This window comes from Microbacterium sp. 2FI (assembly GCF_005502885.1).
Classification (GTDB): domain Bacteria; phylum Actinomycetota; class Actinomycetes; order Actinomycetales; family Microbacteriaceae; genus Microbacterium.
Window position 1 is genome coordinate 75,158 of sequence record NZ_SCMR01000017.1, and the last position, 24,075, is coordinate 99,232.

25 protein-coding genes are annotated in these 24,075 nt (G+C 69.8%); 17 read left to right on the forward strand and 8 right to left on the reverse strand.

Annotated features, from left to right (window positions below; all coding sequences use genetic code 11):
* The first annotated feature begins 55 nt into the window (after window positions 1-55).
* From FFS15_RS13700 to FFS15_RS13715, 4 genes are read left to right on the forward strand one after another with little or no spacing between them, the layout of a single operon-like run.
* Complete coding sequence (locus tag FFS15_RS13700) at window positions 56-997, forward strand: hypothetical protein (protein ID WP_249354069.1); 942 nt, start codon at window positions 56-58, stop codon at window positions 995-997.
* 30 nt (window positions 998-1,027) lie between these two features.
* Window positions 1,028-2,350, forward strand: a complete 1,323-nt coding sequence (gene hisD / locus FFS15_RS13705) for a histidinol dehydrogenase (protein WP_137845603.1) — start codon at window positions 1,028-1,030, stop codon at window positions 2,348-2,350.
* A 12-nt stretch (window positions 2,351-2,362) separates the two neighbouring features.
* Entirely contained in the window at window positions 2,363-2,851 is a 489-nt protein-coding gene (gene nrdR, locus FFS15_RS13710) for a transcriptional regulator NrdR (RefSeq protein WP_137845604.1), read from the forward strand.
* A 10-nt stretch (window positions 2,852-2,861) separates the two neighbouring features.
* Window positions 2,862-3,884 carry a quinone-dependent dihydroorotate dehydrogenase gene (locus FFS15_RS13715; RefSeq protein ID WP_137845605.1) on the forward strand — a complete coding sequence of 341 codons (1,023 nt, stop codon included), beginning with the start codon at window positions 2,862-2,864 and terminating at the stop codon, window positions 3,882-3,884.
* A gap of 19 nt (window positions 3,885-3,903) precedes the next feature.
* Here FFS15_RS13715 and FFS15_RS13720 read toward each other — a convergent pair whose 3' ends face one another.
* Window positions 3,904-4,497 carry a DUF3043 domain-containing protein gene (locus FFS15_RS13720; RefSeq protein WP_137845606.1) on the reverse strand — a complete coding sequence of 198 codons (594 nt, stop codon included), beginning with the start codon at window positions 4,495-4,497 and terminating at the stop codon, window positions 3,904-3,906.
* Window positions 4,498-4,543: 46 nt separating this feature from the next.
* Here FFS15_RS13720 and FFS15_RS13725 point away from each other — a divergent pair, with 46 nt between their 5' ends.
* From FFS15_RS13725 to FFS15_RS13750, 6 genes are all read left to right on the forward strand, one after another.
* Window positions 4,544-5,941: a dipeptidase gene (locus FFS15_RS13725; protein WP_137845607.1), complete on the forward strand. Its 1,398-nt coding sequence runs from the start codon at window positions 4,544-4,546 to the stop codon at window positions 5,939-5,941.
* Between the two features lie 103 nt (window positions 5,942-6,044).
* Window positions 6,045-6,410, forward strand: coding sequence for an iron-sulfur cluster assembly accessory protein (locus FFS15_RS13730; RefSeq protein WP_137845608.1), 366 nt, complete (start codon window positions 6,045-6,047; stop codon window positions 6,408-6,410).
* Between the two features lie 159 nt (window positions 6,411-6,569).
* A complete protein-coding gene (gene coxB / locus FFS15_RS13735; protein ID WP_137845609.1) occupies window positions 6,570-7,466 on the forward strand; it encodes a cytochrome c oxidase subunit II in 897 nt (298 codons plus the stop codon).
* A 2-nt stretch (window positions 7,467-7,468) separates the two neighbouring features.
* Window positions 7,469-9,232, forward strand: coding sequence for a cytochrome c oxidase subunit I (gene ctaD, locus FFS15_RS13740; protein ID WP_137845610.1), 1,764 nt, complete (start codon window positions 7,469-7,471; stop codon window positions 9,230-9,232).
* Window positions 9,233-9,667: a cytochrome c oxidase subunit 4 gene (locus tag FFS15_RS13745; protein WP_137845611.1), complete on the forward strand. Its 435-nt coding sequence runs from the start codon at window positions 9,233-9,235 to the stop codon at window positions 9,665-9,667.
* A 4-nt stretch (window positions 9,668-9,671) separates the two neighbouring features.
* Window positions 9,672-10,466: a protein phosphatase 2C domain-containing protein gene (locus tag FFS15_RS13750; protein ID WP_137845612.1), complete on the forward strand. Its 795-nt coding sequence runs from the start codon at window positions 9,672-9,674 to the stop codon at window positions 10,464-10,466.
* Here the strand turns inward: FFS15_RS13750 and FFS15_RS13755 are convergent.
* From FFS15_RS13755 to FFS15_RS13775, 5 genes are all read right to left on the reverse strand, one after another.
* The gene (locus tag FFS15_RS13755) at window positions 10,463-10,867 is read right to left on the reverse strand and encodes a rhodanese-like domain-containing protein (protein WP_137845613.1); all 405 of its coding nucleotides are present in this window, start codon (window positions 10,865-10,867) and stop codon (window positions 10,463-10,465) included. The two genes, FFS15_RS13750 and FFS15_RS13755, sit on opposite strands and share 4 nt — an antisense overlap.
* A 73-nt stretch (window positions 10,868-10,940) precedes the next feature.
* Window positions 10,941-12,785, reverse strand: a complete 1,845-nt coding sequence (locus FFS15_RS13760; RefSeq protein ID WP_137845614.1) for a ubiquinol-cytochrome c reductase cytochrome b subunit — start codon at window positions 12,783-12,785, stop codon at window positions 10,941-10,943.
* A complete protein-coding gene (locus tag FFS15_RS13765) occupies window positions 12,782-13,861 on the reverse strand; it encodes a Rieske 2Fe-2S domain-containing protein (RefSeq protein WP_137845615.1) in 1,080 nt (359 codons plus the stop codon). Before FFS15_RS13765 ends, FFS15_RS13760 begins: the two co-directional genes overlap by 4 nt.
* 41 nt (window positions 13,862-13,902) lie before the next feature.
* On the reverse strand, window positions 13,903-14,706 hold the full coding sequence (locus FFS15_RS13770; RefSeq protein ID WP_137845616.1) for a cytochrome c: 804 nt from the start codon (window positions 14,704-14,706) through the stop codon (window positions 13,903-13,905).
* Between the two features lie 19 nt (window positions 14,707-14,725).
* Window positions 14,726-15,367, reverse strand: a complete 642-nt coding sequence (locus tag FFS15_RS13775; RefSeq protein ID WP_137845617.1) for a heme-copper oxidase subunit III — start codon at window positions 15,365-15,367, stop codon at window positions 14,726-14,728.
* Window positions 15,368-15,543: 176 nt separating this feature from the next.
* Between FFS15_RS13775 and trpD the strand changes: the two genes are divergently transcribed.
* The 3 genes from trpD to FFS15_RS13790 all read left to right on the forward strand — a co-directional run bounded on the left by trpD (window position 15,544) and on the right by FFS15_RS13790 (window position 18,217).
* Window positions 15,544-16,605 (forward strand): anthranilate phosphoribosyltransferase, encoded by a 1,062-nt coding sequence (gene trpD, locus FFS15_RS13780; protein ID WP_137845618.1) that lies wholly within the window; start codon window positions 15,544-15,546, stop codon window positions 16,603-16,605.
* An 87-nt stretch (window positions 16,606-16,692) separates the two neighbouring features.
* Window positions 16,693-17,193: an aromatic ring-opening dioxygenase LigA gene (locus FFS15_RS13785; protein ID WP_137845619.1), complete on the forward strand. Its 501-nt coding sequence runs from the start codon at window positions 16,693-16,695 to the stop codon at window positions 17,191-17,193.
* A 28-nt stretch (window positions 17,194-17,221) separates the two neighbouring features.
* Complete coding sequence (locus FFS15_RS13790; RefSeq protein ID WP_137845620.1) at window positions 17,222-18,217, forward strand: PHP domain-containing protein; 996 nt, start codon at window positions 17,222-17,224, stop codon at window positions 18,215-18,217.
* A 24-nt stretch (window positions 18,218-18,241) separates the two neighbouring features.
* Here the strand turns inward: FFS15_RS13790 and FFS15_RS13795 are convergent, their stop codons facing one another.
* Window positions 18,242-19,165: a 5'-3' exonuclease gene (locus FFS15_RS13795; protein WP_137845621.1), complete on the reverse strand. Its 924-nt coding sequence runs from the start codon at window positions 19,163-19,165 to the stop codon at window positions 18,242-18,244.
* Between the two features lie 127 nt (window positions 19,166-19,292).
* Here FFS15_RS13795 and FFS15_RS13800 point away from each other — a divergent pair, with 127 nt between their 5' ends.
* The 4 genes from FFS15_RS13800 to FFS15_RS13815 are packed head-to-tail and all read left to right on the forward strand — an operon-like array spanning window position 19,293 to window position 23,603.
* Window positions 19,293-20,219: a hypothetical protein gene (locus FFS15_RS13800; RefSeq protein ID WP_137845622.1), complete on the forward strand. Its 927-nt coding sequence runs from the start codon at window positions 19,293-19,295 to the stop codon at window positions 20,217-20,219.
* Window positions 20,216-21,415 carry an acylneuraminate cytidylyltransferase gene (locus tag FFS15_RS13805; RefSeq protein ID WP_137845623.1) on the forward strand — a complete coding sequence of 400 codons (1,200 nt, stop codon included), beginning with the start codon at window positions 20,216-20,218 and terminating at the stop codon, window positions 21,413-21,415. Before FFS15_RS13800 ends, FFS15_RS13805 begins: the two co-directional genes overlap by 4 nt.
* The gene (locus FFS15_RS13810) at window positions 21,412-22,284 is read left to right on the forward strand and encodes an N-acetylneuraminate synthase family protein (RefSeq protein WP_137845624.1); all 873 of its coding nucleotides are present in this window, start codon (window positions 21,412-21,414) and stop codon (window positions 22,282-22,284) included. Before FFS15_RS13805 ends, FFS15_RS13810 begins: the two co-directional genes overlap by 4 nt.
* Complete coding sequence (locus FFS15_RS13815) at window positions 22,281-23,603, forward strand: DUF6716 putative glycosyltransferase (protein ID WP_137845625.1); 1,323 nt, start codon at window positions 22,281-22,283, stop codon at window positions 23,601-23,603. The genes FFS15_RS13810 and FFS15_RS13815 overlap by 4 nt, the downstream gene beginning before the upstream one ends.
* Here the strand turns inward: FFS15_RS13815 and FFS15_RS18650 are convergent.
* Window positions 23,522-24,075, reverse strand: a 554-nt coding sequence (locus tag FFS15_RS18650) for a hypothetical protein (protein ID WP_171013202.1), incomplete at its 5' end; no start/stop codon positions are given. The genes FFS15_RS13815 and FFS15_RS18650 overlap by 82 nt on opposite strands.

Consider the following 24,075-nt stretch of genomic DNA (forward strand, 5'->3'; position numbering starts at 1 on the left):
CCGTGGGTAATATGCAGGACGACGCGAGCCGCGAAAGCGGCCGGAAGGGACGATCGTGACCGACGAGAAGCTGGATGAGAACCTCGAGGCCGATGCATCGGCGACCACGTACCCCGAGGAGCCGCCGCAGTACGGAGTCGGTCCCTTCACGATCCGCGAGGTCGCGCTCGGCGGCGTGTGGCTGCTGGCCTTCGTGGTCTCGTTCTTCTCGATCACCGCGATCCGCTTCGAGTCGGTCTGGACGTCGGGTCTCCTGTGGATCCTCACGATCGGCGTTCCGACCGCAGCGGTGTTCCTCATCGCCCTGCGCCGCCTCTCGCCCGACGGCATCCGCCGTGTCGGATCGCTCGGCATCGATCAGTTCGCCTCCGTGGCCTTCTCGGTCTCCGCGATCCTGTGGCTGCAGCTCATCTGGGAGACCGTCGCGATCGTCATCGACGGCGGACCCTGGGTTCGCACGTGGGTGATCTGGGTCTCGTTCTTCCTGATGGTCGCGGGTGTCTTCCTCACCGTCTTCGCTCCGTTCATCGCCCCGTTCGACGAGGACTTCCGCGGCCGTCCCGAGATCCCGGCGCACCGGAACGCCCGGCCTGTTCGCGCCGTCTCGGCGCGCCCGACGCCCGAGCCGCGCCCGGCACCTGAGCCCGAGTCCGCAGACGAGACCGCCGCCTACGCCGCTGTCGCACCCGCCCCGGCGGCTGCCGAGGCGATCGCCGCCGCCGATGAGCAGTCGTGGGAGCCCGAGCACGCCCGCGACACCTTCGAGCCCGTCGAGACGGCCGAGGCCTCCGCCGAGGAGCCCGGGCGGCACCAGGCGTTCTGGGCACTGGCTCCCGAGGACCGCGACGTGGTCGACGAGGTCGGCATCCCGATCTTCCGCGTCGGCCCCACGGCGTGGGCGCTCGTGATCGAAGACCGCGGCGACACGTTCGTCGTCCGTCACGAGGACGGTCGCGTCGGCTACCTGCACGACGTCGAGGGCGTCACGCGCGGCTGACGGCCGCGCGCGGCGCGATACCGTAGACGGATGCTCCGGACGATCGACCTTCGCGGCCGCACGCTCTCATCCGCGGAACTCCTCGCGACCGTTCCGCGCGCCCAGGCGGCACGCGACGAGGCACTGGCGACCGCGGCCGAGATCGTGGCCGATGTCGCGGCGCGCGGTGAGGAGTCGCTGCGCGAGCAGGCCGAGCGCTTCGACGGGGTGACCGGCCACGCGCTGCGGGTGCCGGCATCCCACCTCGACGAGGCTCTCGCGACGCTCGACCCGGCCGTCCGATCCGCGCTCGAAGACGCCATCGCGCGCGTTCGCGAGGCATCGGCCGCGCAGGTACCGCCGCCGGCGGTCACCGAGCTCGCACCCGGCGCCCGCGTGTCGCAGCGCTGGCAGCCGGTGCGACGCGTGGGGCTCTACGTTCCGGGCGGCAAGGCGGTCTACCCCTCGAGCGTCGTCATGAATGTCGTTCCGGCGCAGGTCGCGGGCGTCTCCGAGATCGCCCTGGCGTCGCCGCCACAGCGCGACCACGGCGGACGCGTGCACCCGGTGATCCTCGCCGCGGCGCACCTGCTCGGCGTCGACGAGGTCTACGCGATCGGCGGTGCCGGGGCGATCGGGGCCTTCGCGCACGGCGTGCCCGCTCTCGGGCTCGACCGGGTCGACGTCGTCACGGGGCCGGGCAACAACTTCGTCGCTGCGGCCAAGCGCGCCGTCGCGGGTCTCGTGGGGACGGATGCCGAGGCCGGCGCCACCGAGATCCTCATCGTCGCCGACGACTCCGCCGACCCGGTGCTCGTGGCCGTCGACCTCATCAGCCAGGCCGAGCACGACGAGCAGGCCTCTGCTGTGCTGGTCACGGCATCCGAGGCCCTCGCCGCGGCGGTCGAGGCCGAACTCGCGCCCCGCGCCGCGCGCACACGGCACGCCGAACGGGTCGCCGCAGCCCTCACCGGCCCGCAGTCGGCGATCGTCCTCGTCGACGATCTGGCAGCGGCGACGGCGTTCAGCAACGTGTACGCCCCCGAGCACCTCGAGCTCCACCTCACTGACCCCGACCCGGCCGCCTTCGTGCACGCCGGCGCCGTCTTCGTCGGCCCCGATGCCCCCGTGAGTCTCGGCGACTACCTCGCTGGCAGCAACCACGTCCTCCCGACCGGAGGCCAGGCGCGGTATGCGGCCGGGCTCTCGGCGTCGACGTTCCTGCGCCCGCAGCAGGTCATCGAGTACGACCAAGCGGCTCTCGAGCGCGTCCGCGACGCGATCGTGACGCTGGCCGAGGCCGAGGCGCTGCCCGCGCACGGCGAGGCCGTGGTCGCGCGGTTCGCTCCGCGACAGGATTCCGATCCGGCGTAGTCTGTCTCTGCCATGCACTGCCCCTTCTGCCGCCATCCCGATTCGCGCGTGATCGATTCGCGCACGAGCGACGACGGCCTCAGCATCCGTCGCCGCCGGCAGTGCCCGCAGTGCGGCGGCCGCTTCACCACGGTCGAGACCGCGAGCCTCAACGTCATCAAGCGCTCGGGTGTCATCGAGCCGTTCAGCCGCGAGAAGGTCATCTCGGGCGTGCGCAAGGCGTGCCAGGGGAGGCCGGTCACCGAGGCCGATCTGGCAGTGCTGGCGCAGACCGTCGAGGAGTCGATCCGCCAGACCGGCTCGTCGCAGCTCGATGCCAACGAGATCGGGCTCGCGATCCTGGGACCCCTGCGCGAGCTCGACGAGGTCGCCTACCTGCGCTTCGCGAGCGTGTACCAGGCGTTCGAGTCGCTCGAGGACTTCGAGGGCGCGATCGATCAGCTGCGGGCGGACCACCCGCGGACGGCGCCCGTGCCGGTCGAGGGCCAGACGACCGGATAGCCTGGACGGGATGTATCCCCTCCTGTTCCGGACCGTGCTCTCGCGCATGGATCCCGAGACCGCGCACCACGCGGCGATGCTCGTGATCCGGGTGCTGGGGGTTCCGCCCTTCTCGTGGCTCGCCCGCGCCGTGACCGCGCCGGCGCCCGAGCTCACGACCACCGCGCTGGGGCTGACGTTCGCCTCGCCGTTCGGCGTGGCGGCCGGGTTCGACAAGGACGTGAAGGGCGCCGCGGGGCTTCACGCCCTCGGCTTCGGGCACGTCGAGGTGGGGACCCTCACCGCGATCCCGCAGGAGGGGAACCCCCGCCCCCGACTGTTCCGCCTCATTCCCGACCGCGCGGTCGTCAACCGCATGGGGTTCAACAACCACGGTGCCGCCGAAGCCGCGGTGCGGCTCGAGAAGCTGCGCCGCCGCGCGAAGCGACCCGTGCTCGGCGTGAACATCGGCAAGAGCCGCGTCGTCGACGTCGCCGATGCCACCGCCGACTATGTGCACAGCGCGACGCTGCTGGCACCGCTCGCCGACTACCTCGTGGTGAACGTCTCGTCGCCGAACACGCCTGGCCTGCGCGGCCTGCAGGCCGTCGAGACGCTGCGCCCCCTGCTGGCCGCGGTCCACGCCGCCGCCGGGGCGACGCCCCTCCTCGTCAAGATCGCGCCCGACCTGCCCGACGACGAGGTGACCGCCGTGGCTCACCTCGCGGTCGACCTCGGGCTCGCCGGCCTCATCGCCACCAACACCACGATCTCTCGCGAGGGTCTGCAGACCGACCCGGCCGTCGTCGCGGCAGCGGGGGACGGCGGGCTCTCGGGCGCGCCGCTCAAGGCCCGCGCGCTGGCGGTGCTGCGCCTCGTGCGCACGGCGGTGCCGGCGGACTTCTGCGTGATCTCGGTAGGCGGCGTCGAGACCGCCGACGACGTGCGGGAGCGGATGGATGCCGGTGCCACGCTGGTGCAGGGCTACACGGCGTTCCTCTACCGCGGCCCGCTGTGGGGGCGTCAGATCAACCGCGGGCTCGCCAGGCGCTGAACCCGCGACCGCTCGGCGGTCAGACCGGGCGCTCGCCGATCTTCACCTGGGGCTTGGGGAGGCGGAGGAAGCGCATCTGCACGGTGCGCATCGCCGCGTACCAGCCGAGACCCTTCTCGCGCTTGTCGGCGCCGAACTTGTTCGCGACCGCACGCTTGACCCGGATCGAGGTGATGACCATGTCGCCGATGACGAAGAAGATGAAGATCCACAGCGCCACGAACGAGTAGTACTGCACCTCGCGGATCGGGATGAAGGTCGCGAGGATCACGACCACCATCGCGGGCATGACGGCCTCGCCGAGGTGGAGGCCGGCATCCACGAAGTCGCGCACGTACTTGCGCTGCGCGCCCTGGTCGCGGGCCGGAAGGTAGCGGGGGTCGCCGGCGGCCATGCCGATGCGAGCCTTCTCGCGCTGCGCGTTGAGGTCGGCGCGGGCGCGGGCCTTCGCCTCTTTCGTGTCGGGGACGAGGGGGCGCTTGCGGGCTGCCTCCTGCTCGGCGCGCGTGGGCGTCGCGCGGCCCTTGCCGGAACCGCCGACAGGGACGCCGTTGACGGTCGTCCCCTCCGACGGCGCGTCGCTCGGCGTGGGTGTTGCGGGTGTCTTGGCCACGGAGAATCCTCAAAGTGCGTGAAGGGGTGCGCTTAAGATTACCCGCATGACTCCTGAGCTCTCCCGTCAGTCGGCGATCCGTGACGCCGCGGCCGCCGGCATCCCCTCCGCCATCGCCGATCTCGGCGCCCTCGTGCGCATCCCGTCGGTCGCGTTCCCCGGTTTCGACGCGGCGAAGGTCGAGCAGAGTGCGGAAGCCGTCGCCGCGCTCGTGCGTGATCTTGACCTCTTCGACAGCGTCGAGATCCGTCGCGCAGCCATCCCCGGCACCGACGAGATCGGCCAGCCCGCCGTGCTCGCGACGCGCGCCGCCCGCAACGGCCGCCCGACGATCCTGCTGTACGCCCATCACGACGTGCAGCCCGTCGGCGACGAGGCGCTGTGGGAGTCGCCGCCGTTCGAGCCGACGGTGCGCGGCGGGCGCCTCTACGGCCGCGGCGCAGCCGACGACAAGGCCGGCATCATGGCGCACATCGCGTCGCTGCGGGCCCTGAAAGAGGCGGTCGGCAGCGACTTCGACCTCGGCGTCGCACTCTTCCTCGAGGGCGAGGAGGAGGCCGGGTCGCGCTCGTTCTCGCAATTCCTGTCGGACAACGCCGATGCGCTGCGTGCCGACGTCATCGTCGTGGCGGATTCGGGCAACTGGGACGCGAAGACCCCCGCGCTGACGGTGTCACTGCGCGGAAACACGCGCTTCACGCTGAAGGTGCGCACGCTCGACCACGCCTCGCACTCCGGAATGTTCGGGGGAGCGGTGCCCGACGCGATGATGGCGACGGTGACGCTCTTGGCGACGCTGTGGGATGCCGACGGCGCCGTCGCTGTCGAGGGTCTCACTGAGAGGGATGCCGAGACTCCGCCCTACAGCGAGGAGACGCTGCGCGACGAAGCCGGGCTTCCCGCCGACGTCTCGCCGATCGGGCGCGGCACCATCCTCAGCCGCATCTGGAACAAGCCCTCGATCACCGTGACCGGCATCGATGCGCCCAGCGTCGCGAACGCGTCCAACACGCTCAGCCCCGAGGTCACGGTCGTCATCAGCGCGCGCGTCGCACCCGGCCAGCCCGCCCGCGAGGCGTATGCCGCCGTCGAGGCGCACCTGCGCGCGCACGCCCCGTTCGGCGCGCAGCTCGAGTTCACCGACCAGGACTTCGGCGACGCCTTCCTCGTCGACACATCGGGCTGGGCGGTCGCCGCCGCGCGCGAGGCGCTGCACGAGGGCTACGGCGTCGAATCCGTCGACATCGGCGTGGGCGGCTCGATCCCGTTCATCGCGGATCTCGTGCGGGAGTTCCCGAGCGCGCAGATCCTCGTGACCGGCGTCGAAGACCCGCACGCGCGCGCCCACAGCCCGAACGAGTCGCTGCATCTCGAGACGTTCCGCAACGCCGTGCTGTCGGAGGCGCTGCTGCTCGAGAAGCTCGACGCGCGCGGCGACGCGTAGACACGCGGGGCTCGGAGCCCTCTCCCGGGGAGGGGGCGTAGAATCGTCGCATCCCGCCGCAGAATGCTGTACACCGATCAGGCGGCCGATCCGGAGGAGTGCCATGACCGACACTGCACTGTCGACCGACCAGCCCACGCGTGAGCACGGCGTCGGGCTGACCGAAGAAGCCGCCCTCAAGGTGAAGAGCCTCCTCGGCCAGGAGGGTCGCGACGACCTGCGGCTCCGCGTCGCCGTCCAGCCCGGCGGCTGCAGCGGCCTGATCTACCAGCTCTACTTCGACGAGCGCTACCTCGAGGGCGACAAGACGGTCGACTTCGACGGCGTCGAGGTCATCGTCGACGACATGAGCGTTCCGTACCTCGACGGCGCCACGATCGACTTCAAGGACACGATCTCGGAGCAGGGCTTCACGATCGACAACCCGAACGCCGCAGGCAGCTGCGCGTGCGGCGACAGCTTCCACTGAGCCGACCGATTTTCCGGGCGGGCCCGGCGCTGCGATCAGCGCCCGGGCCCGCCTTTTTCTGTCTTGCAGACACGGTGGAACCTGGGCGGATGGCCTGAATCGGCTGGATGCTTGCCCTAGACTGGCGGGAGTTCTGTTCGTGACCCGGAAAGGTGCACCGTGCCCTCCAAACGACGCCTCCGCTGGGCCGTTCTCCCGGTCGGGATCGCAACGGCTGCAGTCCTCGCCGGCTGCACTCCGACGGAGCTCAACGGGTTCCTCCCCGGCTTCGTCGAGAGCGGCCAGCCCGCCACGAACCACACCGAGATGGTGTCGGGCCTGTGGGTCAACTCCTGGATCGTCCTGCTCGTCGTCGGCGTGATCACGTGGGGCCTCATGGGCTGGGCCGCGATCGCCTACCGCCGCCGCCGTGGCCAGGTCGGCCTCCCGGTGCAGCTGCGCTACAACATGCCGATCGAGATCTTCTACACGATCGTGCCGCTGATCCTCGTGATCGGCTTCTTCGCCTTCACCGCCCGCGACCAGACGATCCTCGAGACGCAGACCGAGGATCCCGACGTCTCGATCACCGCGATCGGCAAGCAGTGGTCGTGGGACTTCCAGTACAACGGCGAAGAGGATGACAACTCCGACGCCGTGTGGTCGATGGGCGTCCAGGCCCAGACCAACGAGCGCGGCGACGTCATCTCCGAGCTGCCGACGCTGGTGCTGCCGGTCGATCAGACCGTCAAGATCAAGCTGCAGTCGCGCGATGTCATCCACTCGTTCTGGATCATCGACTTCCTGTACAAGAAGGACATGTACATCGGGCGCGACAACTACTGGTCGTTCACGCCCACCCGTGAGGGCACGTACGCCGGCAAGTGCGCCGAGCTCTGCGGCGAGTACCACTCGATGATGCTCTTCAACGTCGAGGTGGTCAGCGAGAGCGAGTACGAGGACTACCTGGCGTCACTGCGCGCAGCCGACCAGACCGGCGACATCGACGACGCGTACGACCGACTCCAGAACGAGCCCGGCACGGGCGGTTCGGATGAGGAAGAGGGAGACAACTGATCATGGCGACGACGCTTCCGCTTCAGGAGAAGACGCAGGGTCGCCCGACCACCCTGCCGCCCCGTCAGGCTGCACTGCTCAGCGCTTCGCGCGTCGAGCAGAAGGGCAACATCATCGTCAAGTGGATCACCTCCACCGACCACAAGACGATCGGCTACCTGTACCTCATCTCGTCGGTGATCTTCTTCATGCTCGGCGGCGTGATGGCGCTGATCATCCGCGCCGAGCTCTTCGAGCCCGGCATGCAGATCATCCCGACCAAAGAGCAGTACAACCAGCTCTTCACGATGCACGGCACGATCATGCTGCTCATGTTCGCCACCCCGCTGTTCGCGGGCTTCGCGAACGCGATCCTGCCGCTGCAGATCGGCGCGCCCGACGTCGCGTTCCCGCGACTCAACGCCTTCGCGTTCTGGCTGTTCCTGTTCGGCTCGACGATCGCCGTCGCCGGCTTCCTCACCCCGCAGGGTGCGGCCGCCTTCGGCTGGTTCGCGTATCAGCCGCTCGCCAACGCCTCGTTCTCGCCGGGTGTCGGCGGAAACCTGTGGATGCTGGGCCTCGGCATGAGCGGTTTCGGAACGATCCTCGGCGCCGTGAACTTCATCACCACGATCATCACGATGCGCGCGCCCGGCATGACGATGTGGCGCATGCCGATCTTCTCGTGGAACACGCTGGTCACCAGCATCCTGATCCTGATGGCGTTCCCGGTGCTGGCAGCCGCGATCCTCGCCGCAGCCGCCGACCGCGTGCTCGGCGCCCACATCTACGACCCGGCCAACGGCGGTGTGCTGCTGTGGCAGCACCTGTTCTGGTTCTTCGGGCATCCAGAGGTGTACATCATCGCGCTGCCGTTCTTCGGCATCATCTCCGAGATCCTGCCGGTGTTCAGCCGCAAGCCGATCTTCGGCTACAAGACCCTCGTCTACGCGACGATCGCGATCGCCGCGCTCTCGGTGGCGGTGTGGGCCCACCACATGTACGTCACCGGCGCGGTGCTGCTGCCGTTCTTCGCCCTCATGACGATGCTCATCGCGGTGCCCACGGGCGTGAAGATCTTCAACTGGATCGGCACGATGTGGCGCGGCTCGGTGACCTTCGAGACGCCGATGGTGTTCTCGCTCGGCTTCCTCGTCTCGTTCGTCTTCGGTGGGCTCACCGGCGTCATCCTCGCGTCGCCGCCGCTCGACTTCGCGCTGTCGGACTCGTACTTCGTCGTCGCGCACTTCCACTACGTCGTCTTCGGAACCGTCGTGTTCGCGATGTTCGCGGGCTTCTACTTCTGGTGGCCGAAGTGGACCGGCAAGATGCTCAACGAGCGCCTGGGCATGGTGCACTTCTGGATGCTGTTCATCGGCTTCCACATGACCTTCCTCATCCAGCACTGGCTGGGCGTCGACGGCATGGTTCGCCGCTACGCGGACTACTCCGAGGCCGACGGCTGGACCTGGCAGAACCAGGTGTCGACGATCGGCGCGATCCTCCTCGGCGCCTCGATGATCCCCTTCCTGTTCAACGTGTGGATCACTGCGCGCAAGGCACCGCGAGTGACCGTGAACGACCCATGGGGCTACGGCGCATCGCTCGAGTGGGCGACCTCGTGCCCGCCGCCGCGTCACAACTTCACGTCGATCCCGCGCATCCGCAGCGAGCGCCCCGCGTTCGACCTCAACCACCCCGAGGCGGGCATTCCCGTCGGCGTGGGACCCGCGAAGGATGCCCCCGATGCCCCGGTTGTGGACGCAGAGACGAAAGAGGTGAAGTAGGTGCGCACCAACACCGGACTCTGGTGGCTGCTCTCAGCCTTCTTCCTGCTCATGGCGGTCGTCTACACGACCTGGAGCATCATCGCCCACCCCGACCTGCCGTGGTACAACGGCATCGAGTGGGTCGGCAGCGTGGCGCTCCTGTTCACGGCTCTCATGGGCGCCCTCATCGCGTTCTACATCGGCAGGGTGCACCAGGCTCAGGGCGGCGAGCTGCCCGAAGACACCCTGACGGCAGACATCGACGACGGCGACCCCGAGCTCGGTGAGTTCAGCCCGTGGTCGTGGTGGCCGATCGTGCTCGCGTTCTCGGCGGCACTCGGAATGATCGGCCTCGCGGTCGGCGCGTGGATGATGCCCATCGGCATCGCCGTGTTCGTCGTCGCGATCGTGGGCTGGGTCTACGAGTACTACCGCGGCTACTTCGCGCGCTGACCCGGTGCCGATCCGGCTGCGTGCCGGCGCGGTCTCCGACACCGGAGCGCATCGCGCCATCAATCAGGATGCCGCTTTCGCGGCCCCCTGGGGGGCTGCAGTCGCCGACGGCGTCGGCGGTGGGCCGGCGGGCGATCTCGCCTCTGCGGCGTTCGTGCATCGCCTCGCGGCCGGTCGCCTCGACGCGATCGATGCCGAACACCTCGCCGTGAGCGTGCGCGCGGCGAACTGGGACCTCCGCGCCCACGTGACGCGCGACCCTTCGCTCCACGGCATGGCGACGACGTTCACCGGCATCTTCGTGTCGATGAGCGGTTCCCTGCTGCTCGCCCACACCGGCGACTCGCGCGCGTATCTGCTGCGCGACGGTCAGCTGGTCCAGCAGACGCGCGACGACTCCTACGTCCAGGCTCTCGTCGACCGGGGGATGATGACGGCGGAGGATGCCGCATCCCACCCGCGCCGCAACCTCATCACGGCGTCGCTGAGCGGCGCGGAGAGGGATGCCGCGACGGTGGTCGAGTACACCGCCGTACCGGGCGATCGATGGATGCTGTGCAGCGACGGCCTCACCGACTACGTGCCGATCGCGGATGTCGCGGAGCTTCTCCGGCACAACAAGGATCCCGACTCGGCGGCCGCGGCATCCGTCGCCCTCGCCCTCGAGGCGGGCACACGCGACAACGTCACGGTGGTCGTCTCGGACATCGTCGGTGACGACGAGGTGGATGTGGCAGCCCACGCCCGGTTCTACGGGGCCGCGGCCGCGCGCTTCACCGAGGGCCTCGAGTCCGCTTAGCGGACGACCATCACCTGCGCGTCGAAGACGCGGGGGAGGGTGCCCTCGTCGTTCTCTGTGGGCTGGCCCTCGCGCACCCAGTACTCGTAGCCGCCGATCATCTCGCGCACCGCGTAGCCGAGCTTCGCGAACTCGAGGGCGCCCTTCGCGCCGGCGTTGCAGCCGGGGCTCCAGCAGTACACGACGACGGGCGTGCCGGCCGGGATCTCGCGCCCGGCGCGCTCGGCGATCTCTCGGTACGGCATGTGCACGGCCCCTGAGACGCGTCCCTGCGCCCACGCCTCGTCGCTGCGGACGTCGACGAGCACGAACGCGTCGCGGTCCTTCTGTGCGGCATAGACGTCGGAGGCGTCGGTTTCGAGGGCGAGCTTGGCGGCGTAGTACGAGAGCGCGTCGGTCATGTGTTCAACCTAGAACACGAAAGTGGCGCCCTCCGCGGGGGAGAGCGCCACTGTTCGTCGGAAATCTGCCGTCCTACTGGCCGGATTCCTTCTCGCGGTTCTTGGGCTTCTTCGTGCCCGGCTCGGGTTCGGGGATGATCACGTTCGAGGGGCGCACGGCCGTCTCGGAGTTGTGACCGTCGTCGATCGGCTTGTGCGGGGCGTCGGGCACGCCGGCGCGCTCGTGAGCACCCTGCAGTTCGGCGTCTTCCTCAGCCGCGATGTGCTCGAGCTCGTGGTGCTGGTGGGCCAGCGCCGCATCGAGTTCGGACTGCGTCACGGGGGAGAGGCGGTCTTCGAAGAACCAGCGCGAGATCACAGCGCGCACGTTCTCGTGCCACGGGATGCGGCCCTTGACGTTCGGACGCACGACGAGCGGCTCGTAGGTCTCGAAGTCGACGAGCTTGTAGCGGTCGTACTCGTCGACCGGCTGGTGGACCTCGATGTACTCGCCGCCGGGGAGGCGGACGATGCGACCGGACTCGTAGCCGTGCAGCGCGATCTCGCGGTCCTTCTTCTGCAGCGCGAGGCACATGCGCTTCGTGACGAAGTAGGCGATGATCGGGCCCAGGAACAGGAGCGCCTGGAGCGTGTGGATGACACCCTCCATCGTGAGCCAGAAGTGGGTCGCGATGATGTCGGATGCCGCTGCCGCCCACAGCACCGCGTAGAACGTGACGCCGGCGGCGCCGATGGCGGTGCGGGTCGCCGCGTTGCGCGGACGCTGGGCGATGTGGTGCTCGCGCTTGTCGCCCGTGACCCACGCCTCGATGAAGGGGTAGATGAGGACCAGCACGATGAACACGCCGATGAGGATGAGCGGGGCGAGGATGTTGAACGACCACGTGTGGTCGAGGAACACGATCTCCCAGCCCGGGGGCACGAGGCGCAGGGCGCCGTCGGCGAAGCCGATGTACCAGTCGGGCTGCGTTCCGGCCGACACCGGTGACGGGTCGTACGGACCGTAGTTCCAGATCGGGTTGATCGTGAAGAGCGACGCGATGAGCACGATCACGCCGAACGTGATGAAGAGGAAGCCGCCCATCTTGGTCATGTAGATCGGCATCATCGGGTAGCCCACGACGTTGCTGTTCGATCGGCCGGGGCCTGCGAACTGCGTGTGCTTGTTGATGACCATCAGCATGAGGTGGAGGACGAGCAGACCCACCAGGATCGCCGGCAGCAGCAGGATGTGGAGCGAGTACAGGCGGCCCACGATGTCGTGGCCGGGGAACTCGCCGCCGAAGAGCAGGAACGAGGTCCACGTGCCGATGACCGGGATGCCCTTGACCATGCCGTCGATGATGCGGAGGCCGTTGCCCGACAGCACGTCATCGGGGAGCGAGTAGCCCGTGAAGCCCTCGCCCATGGCGAGGATGAACAGCACGAAGCCGATCACCCAGTTGAGCTCGCGCGGCTTGCGGAAGGCGCCCGTGAAGAAGACGCGCAGCATGTGCACGCCGATGCCGGCCACGAAGACGAGGGCCGCCCAGTGGTGGATCTGGCGCACGAGCAGGCCGCCGCGGATGTCGAACGAGATCTCGAGGGTCGAGGCCATCGCCGCCGACATCTCGATGCCGTTCATCGGCAGGAAGGCGCCGTGGTAGTGGGTCTCGGTCATCGACGCCTGGAAGAAGAACGTGAGGAACGTGCCCGACAGGAGGACCACGACGAAGCTCCACAGGGCGATCTCGCCGAGCATGAACGACCAGTGGTCGGGGAAGATCTTGCGACCCAGCTCCTTCACGAACCCCGAGAGGCTCGTACGCTCGTCGATGTAGTTCGACGCGGCGCCGACGAAGCGTCCGCCGAGAGGCTTGTCGCGGTCGGCCGTGGCCGACGTTCCCTGGGGCTCGTCAGTGACGGTTGCGGTGCTCAATGGCGCTCCCAGAAGCTCGGGCCGACGGGTTCTTCGAAGTCGCGCTGGGCGACGAGGTAGCCGTCAGCGTCGACCGTGATCGGAAGCTGCGGCAGCGGACGCGCGGCGGGGCCGAAGATGACCTTGGCGGCGTCGGTGACGTCGAACTGCGACTGGTGGCACGGGCACAGCAGGTGGTGCGTCTGCTGCTCGTAGAGGGCCACCGGGCAGCCCACGTGGGTGCAGACCTTCGAGTACGCCACGATGCCGTCGTACGACCAGTCCTTCTTCTCTTCCGACTCGATGAGGTCTTCGGGAAGCAGGCGCATGAGCAGGACGATGGCCTTGGCCTTCTCCTCGAGGTAGCCGTCGCTGTGCGAGAGTTCGGCGAGCTCTTCGGGGATGACGTGCACGGCCGAGCCGAGGGTCACGTCGGCAGCGCGGATCGGCTCGCCGCTCGGGTCGTGCGCCAGCCGCATCCCCTCTTTCCACATCGTGTGGCTGAGGAGGTACACCGGGTCTCCGGCGTGCGGGTGATCGGGGGTGTTCTGGGGCGCGAGGCCGCGGAACAGCACGATGCCGGGGGCGACGGACGCCACGATCGCGGCGATCATCGAGTTGCGGATCAGCACACGACGGCCGAAGCCCGACTCCTCGTTCGCGTCGGCGAAGGCCTGGATCGCCGCCGCGCGCGTGGTGTCACGGCCGCGCGTCGCGTGACGCGGCTCGGTGAACTCCTTGTCGGACATGATCGCCTTCGACCAGTGGATGCCACCGAGGCCGATTGCGAGGAGGGCCAGCGCGATGCCCAGGCCGATGAAGAGGTTGTTGGCGCGGATGTCGACGATCCGGCCGCTCTCGATCGGGAAGAGCATGTAGGCGGCGATGGCCCAGATGCTGCCCGCGATCGACAGGTAGAAGAGCGTGTAGACCGTGCGGACCGCCCGCTTCATGGCGGCGGGATCCTGATCGGTCACCCGCTCGCGGTGCGGGGGGAGCTCAGGATTGCGCACCGGGTCGGTGACCGCGACGGCGAGCCCGGGGGAGGGCTTCCAAGAAGCCCTCTCGTGCTCGAGCGGGTCGTCCTCGTGTGCCATGCTGCTCCTCGTCAGTGTTGCGTGTTCGGGATGTCGTGGGTTCAGTTGGATTTCGCCGTGATCCACACGGTGAGGGCGATCAGCGAGCCGATGCCGAAGATCCAGATGAACAGGCCCTCGGAGACGGGGCCGAGAGAGCCGAGCGAGAATCCGCCGGCGGACTCGTTCTCCTGCAGGAACAGCAGGTACGAGATGATGTCGCGCTTCTCTTCGGTCGTCAGCGTCATGTCGTTGAAGACCGGCATGTTCTGGGGTCCGGTGACCATCGCGGCGTACATGTTGAGCGGAGTCGTCTCGTGCAGCCCGGGTGCGTACTTGCCCTCGGTCAGCGCGCCACCGGCGCCGGCGACGTTGTGGCACATCGCGCAGTTGATGCGGAAGAGCTCGCCGCCCTCGGATGCGCTGCCTCCGCCGTCGAGGACCTCGTCGTCGGGGAACGTCGGCCCGGGCGCGATCGACTGGATGTAGGCGCCGATCGCCGCGATCTGCTCGTCGGTGAACTGCACGGGCTTCTGCGGAGCCTGCGGGCCCTGCATCTGCAGCGGCATGCGGCCGGTGCTCATCTGGAAGTGCACGGCGAGCTCGCCGACGCCGTAGAGCGAAGGACCGTCAGGGGTGCCCTGCACGTCGAGGCCGTGGCACGTGGCGCAGTTGGCCTGGAAGAGCTTCTGGCCGTCTTCGACGGTGAGGTCTGCGGCGGCGACGGTCGTCTCGGCGGTCGAGGCCATCGCCGCGGACGCGCCGGCGTATGCGCCACCGGTGATCAGCAGGCCGACGCCGATGAGTGCCGCGGCAGCCCAGGGGCTGCGGCGGCCGGGGGAGCGGCGCGTTGTTGCTCGTGCCATGTCGGGAATCAGCTCCGCTCTATTTCAGGAAGTAGATGACGGCGAACAGGGCGATCCACACCACGTCGACGAAGTGCCAGTAATACGACACGACGATCGCGGAGGTCATCTCCTTGCGGCCGAAGTTCTTCACCGCATACGCCCGGCCGATGACCAGGAGGAACGCGATGAGACCGCCGGTGACGTGCAGCGCGTGGAAGCCCGTCGTCAGGTAGAACGCCGAGGCGTACGAGTCGGCCGAGATCGGCATGCCTTCGTACACGAGCTGCGCGTACTCCCACACCTGGCCCGACACGAAGACCGCGCCGAGGGCGAAGGTGAGCCAGAACCACTCGACCATTCCCCAGCCGAGCCAGCCGCGCTTCTTGGTCGAATACGGCTGGAAGCGCTCGGCGGCGAACACGCCCATCTGGCAGGTCACCGAGGAGAGCACGAGGATCACCGTGTTCACGAACGCGTAGGGCACGTTCAGCAGTTCGGTGCGCTCTGCCCAGAGCTCGGGAGAGGTGCTGCGGAGGGTGAAGTAGATCGCGAACAGACCCGCGAAGAACATCACCTCGCTGCCGAGCCAGACGATGGTGCCGACGGCGACCGGATCCGGCCGCTTGACGGACCGCATGGCCTGGGAGTAGGTCGCTGAGGAGGTCGTCACGCTCCCCATTATGGCTGAACTCAGGGCCTGAGTTTCGCATCGGAGGGCACGTATTTGCCCCTTCTGGAACTTAGGTGGACCTAAGAGATGCCCGAGAATCGGCCCAGAGGACGGTGATGACGCGCCTTGAGCGGCCTGTGTCACAGATCGGTTGCGTTTCGGCGGCGCCGCTAGGCTCTTGCGTTATGGCGGAGCTGTACACCTGGCCGGACGTTCTCACCACGCTGCTCGAGCGGCGCGACCTCAGCGTCTCGGAGTCGACATGGGCGATGCGACAGGTGATGTCGGGGGCTGCGACCCCGTCGCAATTGGCAGGATTCCTCGTGGCGCTGCGTGCCAAGGGCGAGACTGTCGACGAGATCGTCGGCTTCCGCGATGCGATCCTCGAAGCCGCGCTCCCGCTGCCGGTCGACCCGGCCGTGCTCGACATCGTCGGCACCGGCGGCGACCGCTTCGGCACCGTCAACATCTCGACGATGGCGGCCGTCGTCGCCGCGGCATCCGGTGTTCCCGTCGTCAAACACGGCAACAAGGCCGCGAGCTCGGCATCGGGTTCGTCCGACGTGCTCTCGGCTCTCGGCATCGACCTGACCCTCACGCCCGACCAGGTCGCTGAGACGCTCGCGCGCGCGGGCATCACCTTCGCCTTCGCGTCGGCCTTCCATCCCGGGTTCCGCCACGCCGGCCCCACGCGTGCCGAACTCGGCGTGCCGACGGTGTTCAACTTCCTGGGGCCGCTGTGCAACCCGGCCCGCGCCGAGGCGAACGCCGTCGGCGTCGCGCAGCTCGACCGCGTGCCGCTCATCACCGGGGTCTTCCGCACCCGCGGTGCCACGGCGCTGGTGTTCCGCGGCGACGACGGGCTCGACGAGCTGACCACCACCGGTCACAGCCGGCTGTGGGAGGTGAGCCGCGGCGACATCCACGAGCACGACCTCGACCCGCGCGACCTCGGCATCCCGATGGCCGACATCGATGATCTGCTGGGTGGCGATCCCGCCCACAATGCCCTCGTGGTGCGGCGCGTGCTCGGCGGCGATGCCGGTGCAGTGCGCGACATCGTGCTGCTGAACGCGGCGGCCGGCATCGTCTCGTACCGCCTCTTCCGCGATGCGACCCAGGTTCAGCGCCCCATCCTCGAGCGCCTCGCGGAGGCGAAGGATGCCGCCGCCGCCGCGATCGACAGCGGCGAGGCAGCGGCGACGCTCGATCGCTGGGTCGCGGTCACGCGCGAGCTCGCCGGCTGATCCGAGGGTTTTGCACGGCGCGCGGTCTTCCACACGGTTGAGGCCCACCGCTAGCGTGGCCCCAGGACGCCGATCCAGGAGGACGCCATGAGCGACGAAACGACCGCCACCACCGCCGATGCCATCGAACCGCCCGCCAAGAGCGTCGGACTCGTCAAGGCGGTGGGGATCCTCGGCATCATCGGCGGGATCCTGCTGATCCTCGTCGGGATCATCGCGTGGATCGGCGTGACCACCCAGCTCACGGCCGAGAACATCACGATCCCCGACGACGCGTCGGCCTTCGCGGGCCAGCAGGTGACCGGTCCGTTCACCGCCTACGTGCAGGCCGAGACGATCAACAAGCACGCGCTCGAGGCGTCGGGTGGGAAGACGTACGCCGAGCTTCCGCAGGACGACCCGGTGCGTGCGACCGTCATGCAGGCCTCGTTCCTGCGGGCATCGCTGTTCACGTCGGTCGTCGCCTACGGCGTCGCGCTGTTCGCGGCAGGTATGGGCGTGCTCGCGATCCTGTTCGGGTGGGCGATCCACCGGCTTGCGAGCGTTCCGGTCGTCGTGAAGCGATCGGCGCTGTCGAGCGGAGCATGAGCCGCGGCCTCCGCGCGCCGCTCCCGCGATGAACCCGCACGACGCGCTCACCGAGATCGCCACGCTCCTCGAGCGTGAGCGCTCGTCGCGGTACAAGTCGAAGGCGTTCCGCGCGGCGGCCGACGCGATCGAGGGCCTCACCGACGAACAGCTGCGGGATGCCGCGGCGCTGCGTCGTCGCAAGGGCGTCGGCGATTCGACCTTCGCGGTGATCCAGCAGGCGCTGGCGGGCGGCGTGCCCGGCTACCTCGCCGATCTTCGCGAGCGGGCGGGCGTGCAGCGCGCCTCGACGCTGCGGGGGCTGCTGCGCGGCGACCTGCACTCGCACAGCGACTGGTCGGACGGGCTGACCTCGATCGACCTCATGGTCGAAGCCGCGCGGACGCTCGGGCACGAATACCTCGCGCTCACTGATCATTCGCCGCGCCTGCGCGTCGCGAACGGTCTCTCGCCGGAGCGGCTGCGGAACCAGCTCGAGGTGGTGGCCGGAATGAGCGGCGCGGGCTTCACGCTGCTGTCGGGCATCGAGGTCGACATCCTCGACGCCGGCGGGCTCGACCAGGAGCCCGACCTGCTCGACGAGCTCGACATCGTCGTCGCCTCGGTGCATTCCAAACTCCGCATGGAGCGGGGTCCCATGACACGGCGGCTCGTGGCGGCGGTATCCGATCCGCACGTCGATGTTCTCGGGCATGTGACCGGGCGCCTCGTCGAAGGCTCGCGCGGCACGCGGCCGCCGTCGACCTTCGACGCTCAGCCGGTCTTCGAGGCGTGCGCCGCGCACGGCGTCGCGGTCGAGATCAATTCGCGCCCCGAGCGGCAGGACCCGCCTGACGAGCTCATCGCGCTCGCTCTCGAGGCCGGGTGCCTGTTCTCGATCGACTCCGACGCACATGCGCCGGGCCAGCTGTCGCTGCTGGACTACGGCGCCGAGCGCGCCGAGCGCGCGGGGGTGCCGCCCGAGCGGATCGTGACGACGTGGCCGCTGGAGCGCCTGCGGGAGTGGACGGCGCGGGTGCGCTGAGGCGCCCGCATCGGACCGCGGGGATCAGACCGCGTCGAGCGCGCCGACGATCCGTGTCATCGCGGCGCCGAGGGCCCACCGTTCGGCGAGGGCCTCGGCATCCGCCTTCGCGTCGTCGGTGAGCGGCCGGAGGCGCGCGTCGACCTCGGCGAGCGGCAGATCGCGCACGACGGCGACGACCTTCGGCGCCACCGCGAGATAGGGGAGACCCGCGAGCATCTTGTTGCGGACGCCGGCCGACATGCCGTCGCCCGCTTCGGCCGCTGCCAGGATGCCGGCGAGGTCGCCGTGGGCGGCGAGAAGGCCGGCCGCGGTCTTCTCGCCGACGCCGGCGACGCCGGGGAGTCCGTCGGACGAGTCCCCGCGCAGCGTCGCGAAGTCGGCGTACTGGCTCGGGAGCACGCCGTACTTGGCGACGACCGTCGCGTCGGTGACGATCTCGAGGTTGCTCATGCCGCGCGCGGTGTAGATCACCCTCACCGCCGAGTCGTCGTCGACGAGCTGGAACAGGTCGCGGTCGCCGGTGACGATGTCGACGGGCAGCGTCGCGCGCGTCGCGAGCGTGCCGATGACGTCGTCGGCCTCGTGCTCGGCGGCGCCGACGATCGGGATGCCGAGCGCGTCGAGCGTCGCGCGGATCACCGGCACCTGCACCTCGAGCGGGTCGGGCACGACCTCGACGTCGGGGGCGCCCGCGACGACCTCGGCGACGCGGTACGTCTTGTAGGTCGGAATGAGGTCGACGCGCCACTGCGGACGCCAGTCGTCGTCCCAGCACGCGACCAGATGCGTCGGCCGATAGGTCGTCACCAGCTTCGTGATGATGTCGAGGAAGCCGCGCACCGCGTTCACGGGGGTGCCGTCGGGGGCGCGCACGGTGTCGGGCACGCCGTAGAAGGCGCGGAAGTAGAGGGACGCGGAGTCGAGCAGCATCAGGCGGTCGGTCACGCACGTCATCCTGCCACGCACCACCCGCCGTTCACCTGCCCGCCCCTCGCCGGTCGCCTGTCGGGCGCCTCCGCGTTCACGTGTCGCGCCCATCGTGGGCAGACACCGCAGGCAACGAGGAGCGCACATGGGCCGAGACGACGTTCTCGCGTGGGTCGAGTCGCCGCTGCAGCTCGTCGGCGCCGCCGAGTGGGCCGCCGCGCGGGGGCAGAGCGTGCCGGTGGCCGGACGCCTCACCCCGCAGATGTCGGCAACCGCGGACGAGCTCGTCGCGCGCGGTGCGCGGTTCGGCGAGCTCGAGCCGTACCTCGGCATCCCGTTCGCCCTTCTCGCCCGGCACGGCCACTGGCTCGTCGGCGACGGCTTCTCGGGGCAGTTCCGGGTGGCGGCATCGCTTCTTCGTCCGCGGCGGATCACGTTCCTCGACGACGGCGGCAACGTCGTGGCGTTCGCCGACGCATTGCTCGGCGCGCGCCCGTACGCGCGTCCCGGGGTCGACGAGCGGGGCCTCACGACACTCGCGGCTCCGTTCGCGGCCGAGGCGGTGCGGCGTCGCGCGGGCGCCCGTCGCGCCGACTTCTTCACGGCGTTCGACCTCGGGCGCGAACGGATCGACGGGCTCGGCGACCGCGGCTTCGGCATCCGTCGCCATGGATTCGAGTGGACCCGCGCGACCGCACCCGCTGCGCCCGAGCTCGGCCGGCGAATCGTGCTGGGGAGCGCGTGGCCGGTGGACGGGCGCATGACACTGCTCGACTACGTGCGATGGGTGAGGGATGCCGCAGCCGGCGGCTCCGCGGTCTACCTGCCGCACCGTCGCGAGACGCGCGAACAGCTCGATGCCGTGGCGCACGTGCCGGGGCTCACGATCCGCGAGACGAATCTGCCCGTCGAGCTGGTGCTCGCCGGCGCGACGGGGCCGCTCGACATCCGCACGCTGCCGTCGAGCACGTGCACGACGCTCCCGCTCGTGCTCGCGGGCACCGGATCGACGCTGCGCACCTCGGCGCGGATCGGTGACCGCACCGCGTCGGCTTCGGAGGTCGCCGCGTGAGCGAGGTCGTCGCCGTCATCCCCGCCCGGGGCGGATCGAAGGGCGTGCCGCGCAAGAATCTGCGACGCGTCGGGGGCATTCCGCTCGTCGCGCGTGCAATCGACGCGGCGACGCGGTGCCCGGCGATCGACCGCGTGGTCGTGAGCACCGACGACCCCGTGATCGCCGCTGTCGCTGCGGAGTGGGGCGCCGAGATCGTCGAGCGACCCGCCGAACTCGCCGGCGACCAAGCGAGCTCGGAGACCGCGCTGCTGCACGTCCTGGACGAGCTGGAGCGCCGCGGCGTGGACGTGGGGATCGTCGCGTTCCTGCAGGCGACCTCGCCGTTCGTCGACGTCGCGGCTCTGGGTGAGGCCGTGGAGCTCGTGCGCTGCCGCCGTCGCGACAGTGTGTTCTCGGCCGTCGAGACCTACGGATTCCTGTGGGCGAAGGGCGCGGGCGAAGCGGCCGAGGCGATCAACCACGACGCGGCCGCGCGCCCGCGGCGCCAGGATCGCGCGCCCCACTACCTCGAGACCGGTGCGTTCTACGTGCTGCGCGCGGCGGGGCTGCGAGCGGAGGGCCACCGCTTCTTCGGGAGCGTCGGGATCGTCGAGGTCGCACCGCACACCGCGCTCGAGATCGACACCGAGGCGGAACTCGTCGTAGCGCGGGCTCTCTCGCCGCTGCACGATGCTGCGGCGGCGCCGATCGACGTCGACGCCGTCGTCACCGACTTCGACGGCGTCCACACCGACGACACCGTGATGCTCGCCCAGGACGGCACCGAGTCGGTGACCGTGAGCCGGGAAGACGGCATGGGAGTGGCATTGCTCCGCCGCGCCGGCGTTCCCGTGCTGATCCTCTCGAGCGAGCAGAACCCGGTCGTCGCGGCGCGCGCGGCGAAGCTCGGCGTCGAGGTGCGTCACGGCATCGCCGACAAGGCGGCGGCGCTGCGGGACTGGGCGGACGGTCTCGGCATCCCGCTCTCGCGCATCGCCTACCTCGGCAACGACGTCAACGACCTCTCGTGCCTCGAGCTCGTCGGCTGGCCGGTCGCCGTGCCGGGCGCCCACCACGGCGTCCTCGCCGCCGCGCGCGTCGTGCTCGATCGCCCGGGGGGTGCGGGCGCAGTGCGCGACCTCGCCGACCGGGTGCTCGCCGGCAGAGCCCCGGCATCCCTCGATCCCCTCACCAGAGCCCTGGAGGCACCATGACCGTCACCATCGGATCCCGCGTCGTCGGCGGGGGTCGCCCCGCGTACGTCATCGCCGAGATCGGACTCAATCACAACGGCGACGTCGACCTCGCGAAGCAGCTCATCGACGTGGCTGCCGATGCGGGCGCCGACGCGGTGAAGTTCCAGAAGCGCACGCCCGAACTCGCGACCCCCGAGCACATGCGCGACATCCCGCGCGAGACGCCGTGGGGCACGATGACGTATCTCGCGTACCGGCACCGCGTCGAATTCGATCGCGACCAGTACATCGAGATCTCCGACCACGCGCTGCTGCGCGGTCTCGAGTGGTTCGCATCGCCGTGGGACGAGCCGAGCGTCGCCTTCCTCGAGGACCTCGACGTCTCGGCGCACAAGGTCGCCTCCGCCTCGCTCACCGACCACGGCCTGCTGCGGGCGCTCCGAGACACCGGCAAGACGGTGATCCTCTCGACGGGAATGTCGACGATCGACGAGATCGACGCCGCGATCGAGGTCGTCGGCACCGAGCGGCTGCTGCTCATGCACGCGACGTCGACCTACCCGATGGAGCCCGAGGAGGCGAACCTGCGGATGATCCCGGCGCTCCGCGATCGCTATCCCGGCGTTCCGGTCGGCTACTCGGGCCACGAGCGCGGGCTGCAGATCTCGCTCGCCGCCGTCGCCCTCGGTGCCGTCGCCGTCGAGCGCCACATCACCCTCGACCGCACGATGTGGGGCTCGGATCACGCCGCGTCACTCGAGCCCGCGGGCCTTCAGCACCTCGTGCGCGACATCCGCGTCATCGAGGCGGCGCTCGGCGACGGCGTCAAGCGGGTGTATCCGGGCGAGCTCGCGCCGATGGCGAAGCTGCGGCGCGTGCCGGCGTGACGCGGCCCCTCCGCATCGTCGGCGTCGCCGACACCGATTCGTACGTCAAGTGGACCGCGGCGCTGCTCGGGTCGCTCGAAGCCGGATGGGACGCGCAGCTGCGCGTGCTCGAGACGCCGCTCGTCGTCAGCGATGCGCAACTCGCCGCAGCGCTCGCCGGCAGCGGACTCGGCTCGCGTCGCGTCCGACGGACGGCCTTCGACGACCTCGCCGGTGAGCTCGCGGGCGCCGATGTGGTGCTGCTGGGCGGGAGAGGGCCGCTTGTACGTGTGCTCGCCCGTGCCGCCGCCGAGCTCACGCCGCGCCCGGTGATCGTCACCGGACTCCCGGGGATCTCGATCCCGGCGACGCGACGGGCCGTCGTCTATCGCACGCAGAGCGACCTGTTCGTCGTGCACTCGGTGCGCGAGCGGGAGGCGTTCGCCGCGCTCGAGGTGTCGCACCGGAGCGGGCAGCGGTTCGCACTCGCGACCTTGCCGTTCGCTCGATCGGAGCGGTTCGGGTCGGCCTCGGGTGAAGCGGATGCCGGCACCGACCTCATCTTCGCGGCGCAGGCCAAGGTGCCGTCGGAGCGCGCCGATCGCCTGCGCGTGGCGCGGATTCTCGTCCGGGCGGCGGAGGCCGAGCCGTCTCGTCGGGTGGTCGTCAAGCTGCGTGCGGCCGCGGGCGAGCACCAGACGCATCTCGAGCGCGACGGGTACGCCGAGCTGCTCGCGGGGATGGCGCCGCTGCCCGCGAACCTCGTCACCTCGACCGGCTCGATGGCGGCGGCGCTCGACGGGGCAGCCGGGCTCGTCACCGTGAGCTCCACCGCGGCGATCGAGGCGGTCGCGCGCGGCATCCCCGTGATCGCGCTCTCCGACTTCGGTGTATCGCCCCTGCTCATCAACGAGGTCTTCGTCGGCAGCGGGCTGTTCGGAGACGCCGGCGATCTCATCGCACGTCGGTTCCGGCATCCGTCCGCCGCATGGCTGAGGGACAACTACTTCCACGATTCGACGGACGACGATTGGGTGGATGCCGCGACCGCCCTCGTCGAGGCGCGCCGCGCCGGTGCGCTCGAGGAGCGCGGGCCGTGGCGACGCGCCGGAGGCGCCCTGCGCGACGCGTGGGAACGCAAGGTGGTGCTCGGCGGGCAGGACCGCTCGGCCGGGGGCATGATCGCGCTCGTGATCGGGATGCCGCTGCGGGCCATCGTGCGGATAGCGCAGCGTCTGCGGCGAGTGGTGCTGCTGGATCAGCAGCCGGGGCCTGACGGATCCTCGACGCAGGTCTCGTCGACCAGCGCCGTGCGCGCCTCGAGCACGCGAACGCCGTAGCCGCCGGTCGACGCGGTGACGTAGCCCGCCACCGGTCGCCACAGCCCAGAGCCGAAGTCGACCGAGGGCGAGTACTGCACCGTCACCGACACCGGATACGTGCCGCGCTCGCCGTATACGTGGCTCGTCGGGGTGGGCGTGAACTGCGGCTGTCCGAGGCTCTGCCAGTTGGTGCCGCCCGTGATCGTGCGTGCGGTCTCACCGTCGCCGTAGTCGAACACGAAGCCGGCGGGCACGAAGCGCACCGTGACGTCCCACCCGAGGAGGGTCCCGGCGATGAACTGCTCGGATGCCGTCGCCACGACGTTCGTCGGCAGGCCGGCGATTCCGAAGCCGGCCGGCTCACCGGTGAGCGTGGGCTGCGCCGGCCGGAACGACGCGAGGTCGGCGAGGGTCACGTCGGGTACCGTCGCCACCGCCAGGGTCTCGCGGCAGTCGATCTGCGAGCAGAGCTCGGGGGCGGGGTCGGGGT

What these genes read in the sequence shown, in the direction of transcription:
- hisD (WP_137845603.1), top strand. Translation starts at nt 1,028, where the DNA reads ATGCTCCGGACGATCGACCTTCGCGGCCGCACGCTCTCATCCGCGGAA.
- nrdR (WP_137845604.1), top strand. Translation starts at nt 2,363, where the DNA reads ATGCACTGCCCCTTCTGCCGCCATCCCGATTCGCGCGTGATCGATTCG.
- FFS15_RS13715 (WP_137845605.1), top strand. Translation starts at nt 2,862, where the DNA reads ATGTATCCCCTCCTGTTCCGGACCGTGCTCTCGCGCATGGATCCCGAG.
- FFS15_RS13725 (WP_137845607.1), top strand. Translation starts at nt 4,544, where the DNA reads ATGACTCCTGAGCTCTCCCGTCAGTCGGCGATCCGTGACGCCGCGGCC.
- FFS15_RS13730 (WP_137845608.1), top strand. Translation starts at nt 6,045, where the DNA reads ATGACCGACACTGCACTGTCGACCGACCAGCCCACGCGTGAGCACGGC.
- ctaD (WP_137845610.1), top strand. Translation starts at nt 7,469, where the DNA reads ATGGCGACGACGCTTCCGCTTCAGGAGAAGACGCAGGGTCGCCCGACC.
- FFS15_RS13755 (WP_137845613.1), bottom strand. Translation starts at nt 10,867, where the DNA reads ATGACCGACGCGCTCTCGTACTACGCCGCCAAGCTCGCCCTCGAAACC.
- FFS15_RS13765 (WP_137845615.1), bottom strand. Translation starts at nt 13,861, where the DNA reads ATGGCACACGAGGACGACCCGCTCGAGCACGAGAGGGCTTCTTGGAAG.
- FFS15_RS13770 (WP_137845616.1), bottom strand. Translation starts at nt 14,706, where the DNA reads ATGGCACGAGCAACAACGCGCCGCTCCCCCGGCCGCCGCAGCCCCTGG.
- FFS15_RS13775 (WP_137845617.1), bottom strand. Translation starts at nt 15,367, where the DNA reads ATGGGGAGCGTGACGACCTCCTCAGCGACCTACTCCCAGGCCATGCGG.
- trpD (WP_137845618.1), top strand. Translation starts at nt 15,544, where the DNA reads ATGGCGGAGCTGTACACCTGGCCGGACGTTCTCACCACGCTGCTCGAG.
- FFS15_RS13785 (WP_137845619.1), top strand. Translation starts at nt 16,693, where the DNA reads ATGAGCGACGAAACGACCGCCACCACCGCCGATGCCATCGAACCGCCC.
- FFS15_RS13790 (WP_137845620.1), top strand. Translation starts at nt 17,222, where the DNA reads ATGAACCCGCACGACGCGCTCACCGAGATCGCCACGCTCCTCGAGCGT.
- FFS15_RS13800 (WP_137845622.1), top strand. Translation starts at nt 19,293, where the DNA reads ATGGGCCGAGACGACGTTCTCGCGTGGGTCGAGTCGCCGCTGCAGCTC.
- FFS15_RS13810 (WP_137845624.1), top strand. Translation starts at nt 21,412, where the DNA reads ATGACCGTCACCATCGGATCCCGCGTCGTCGGCGGGGGTCGCCCCGCG.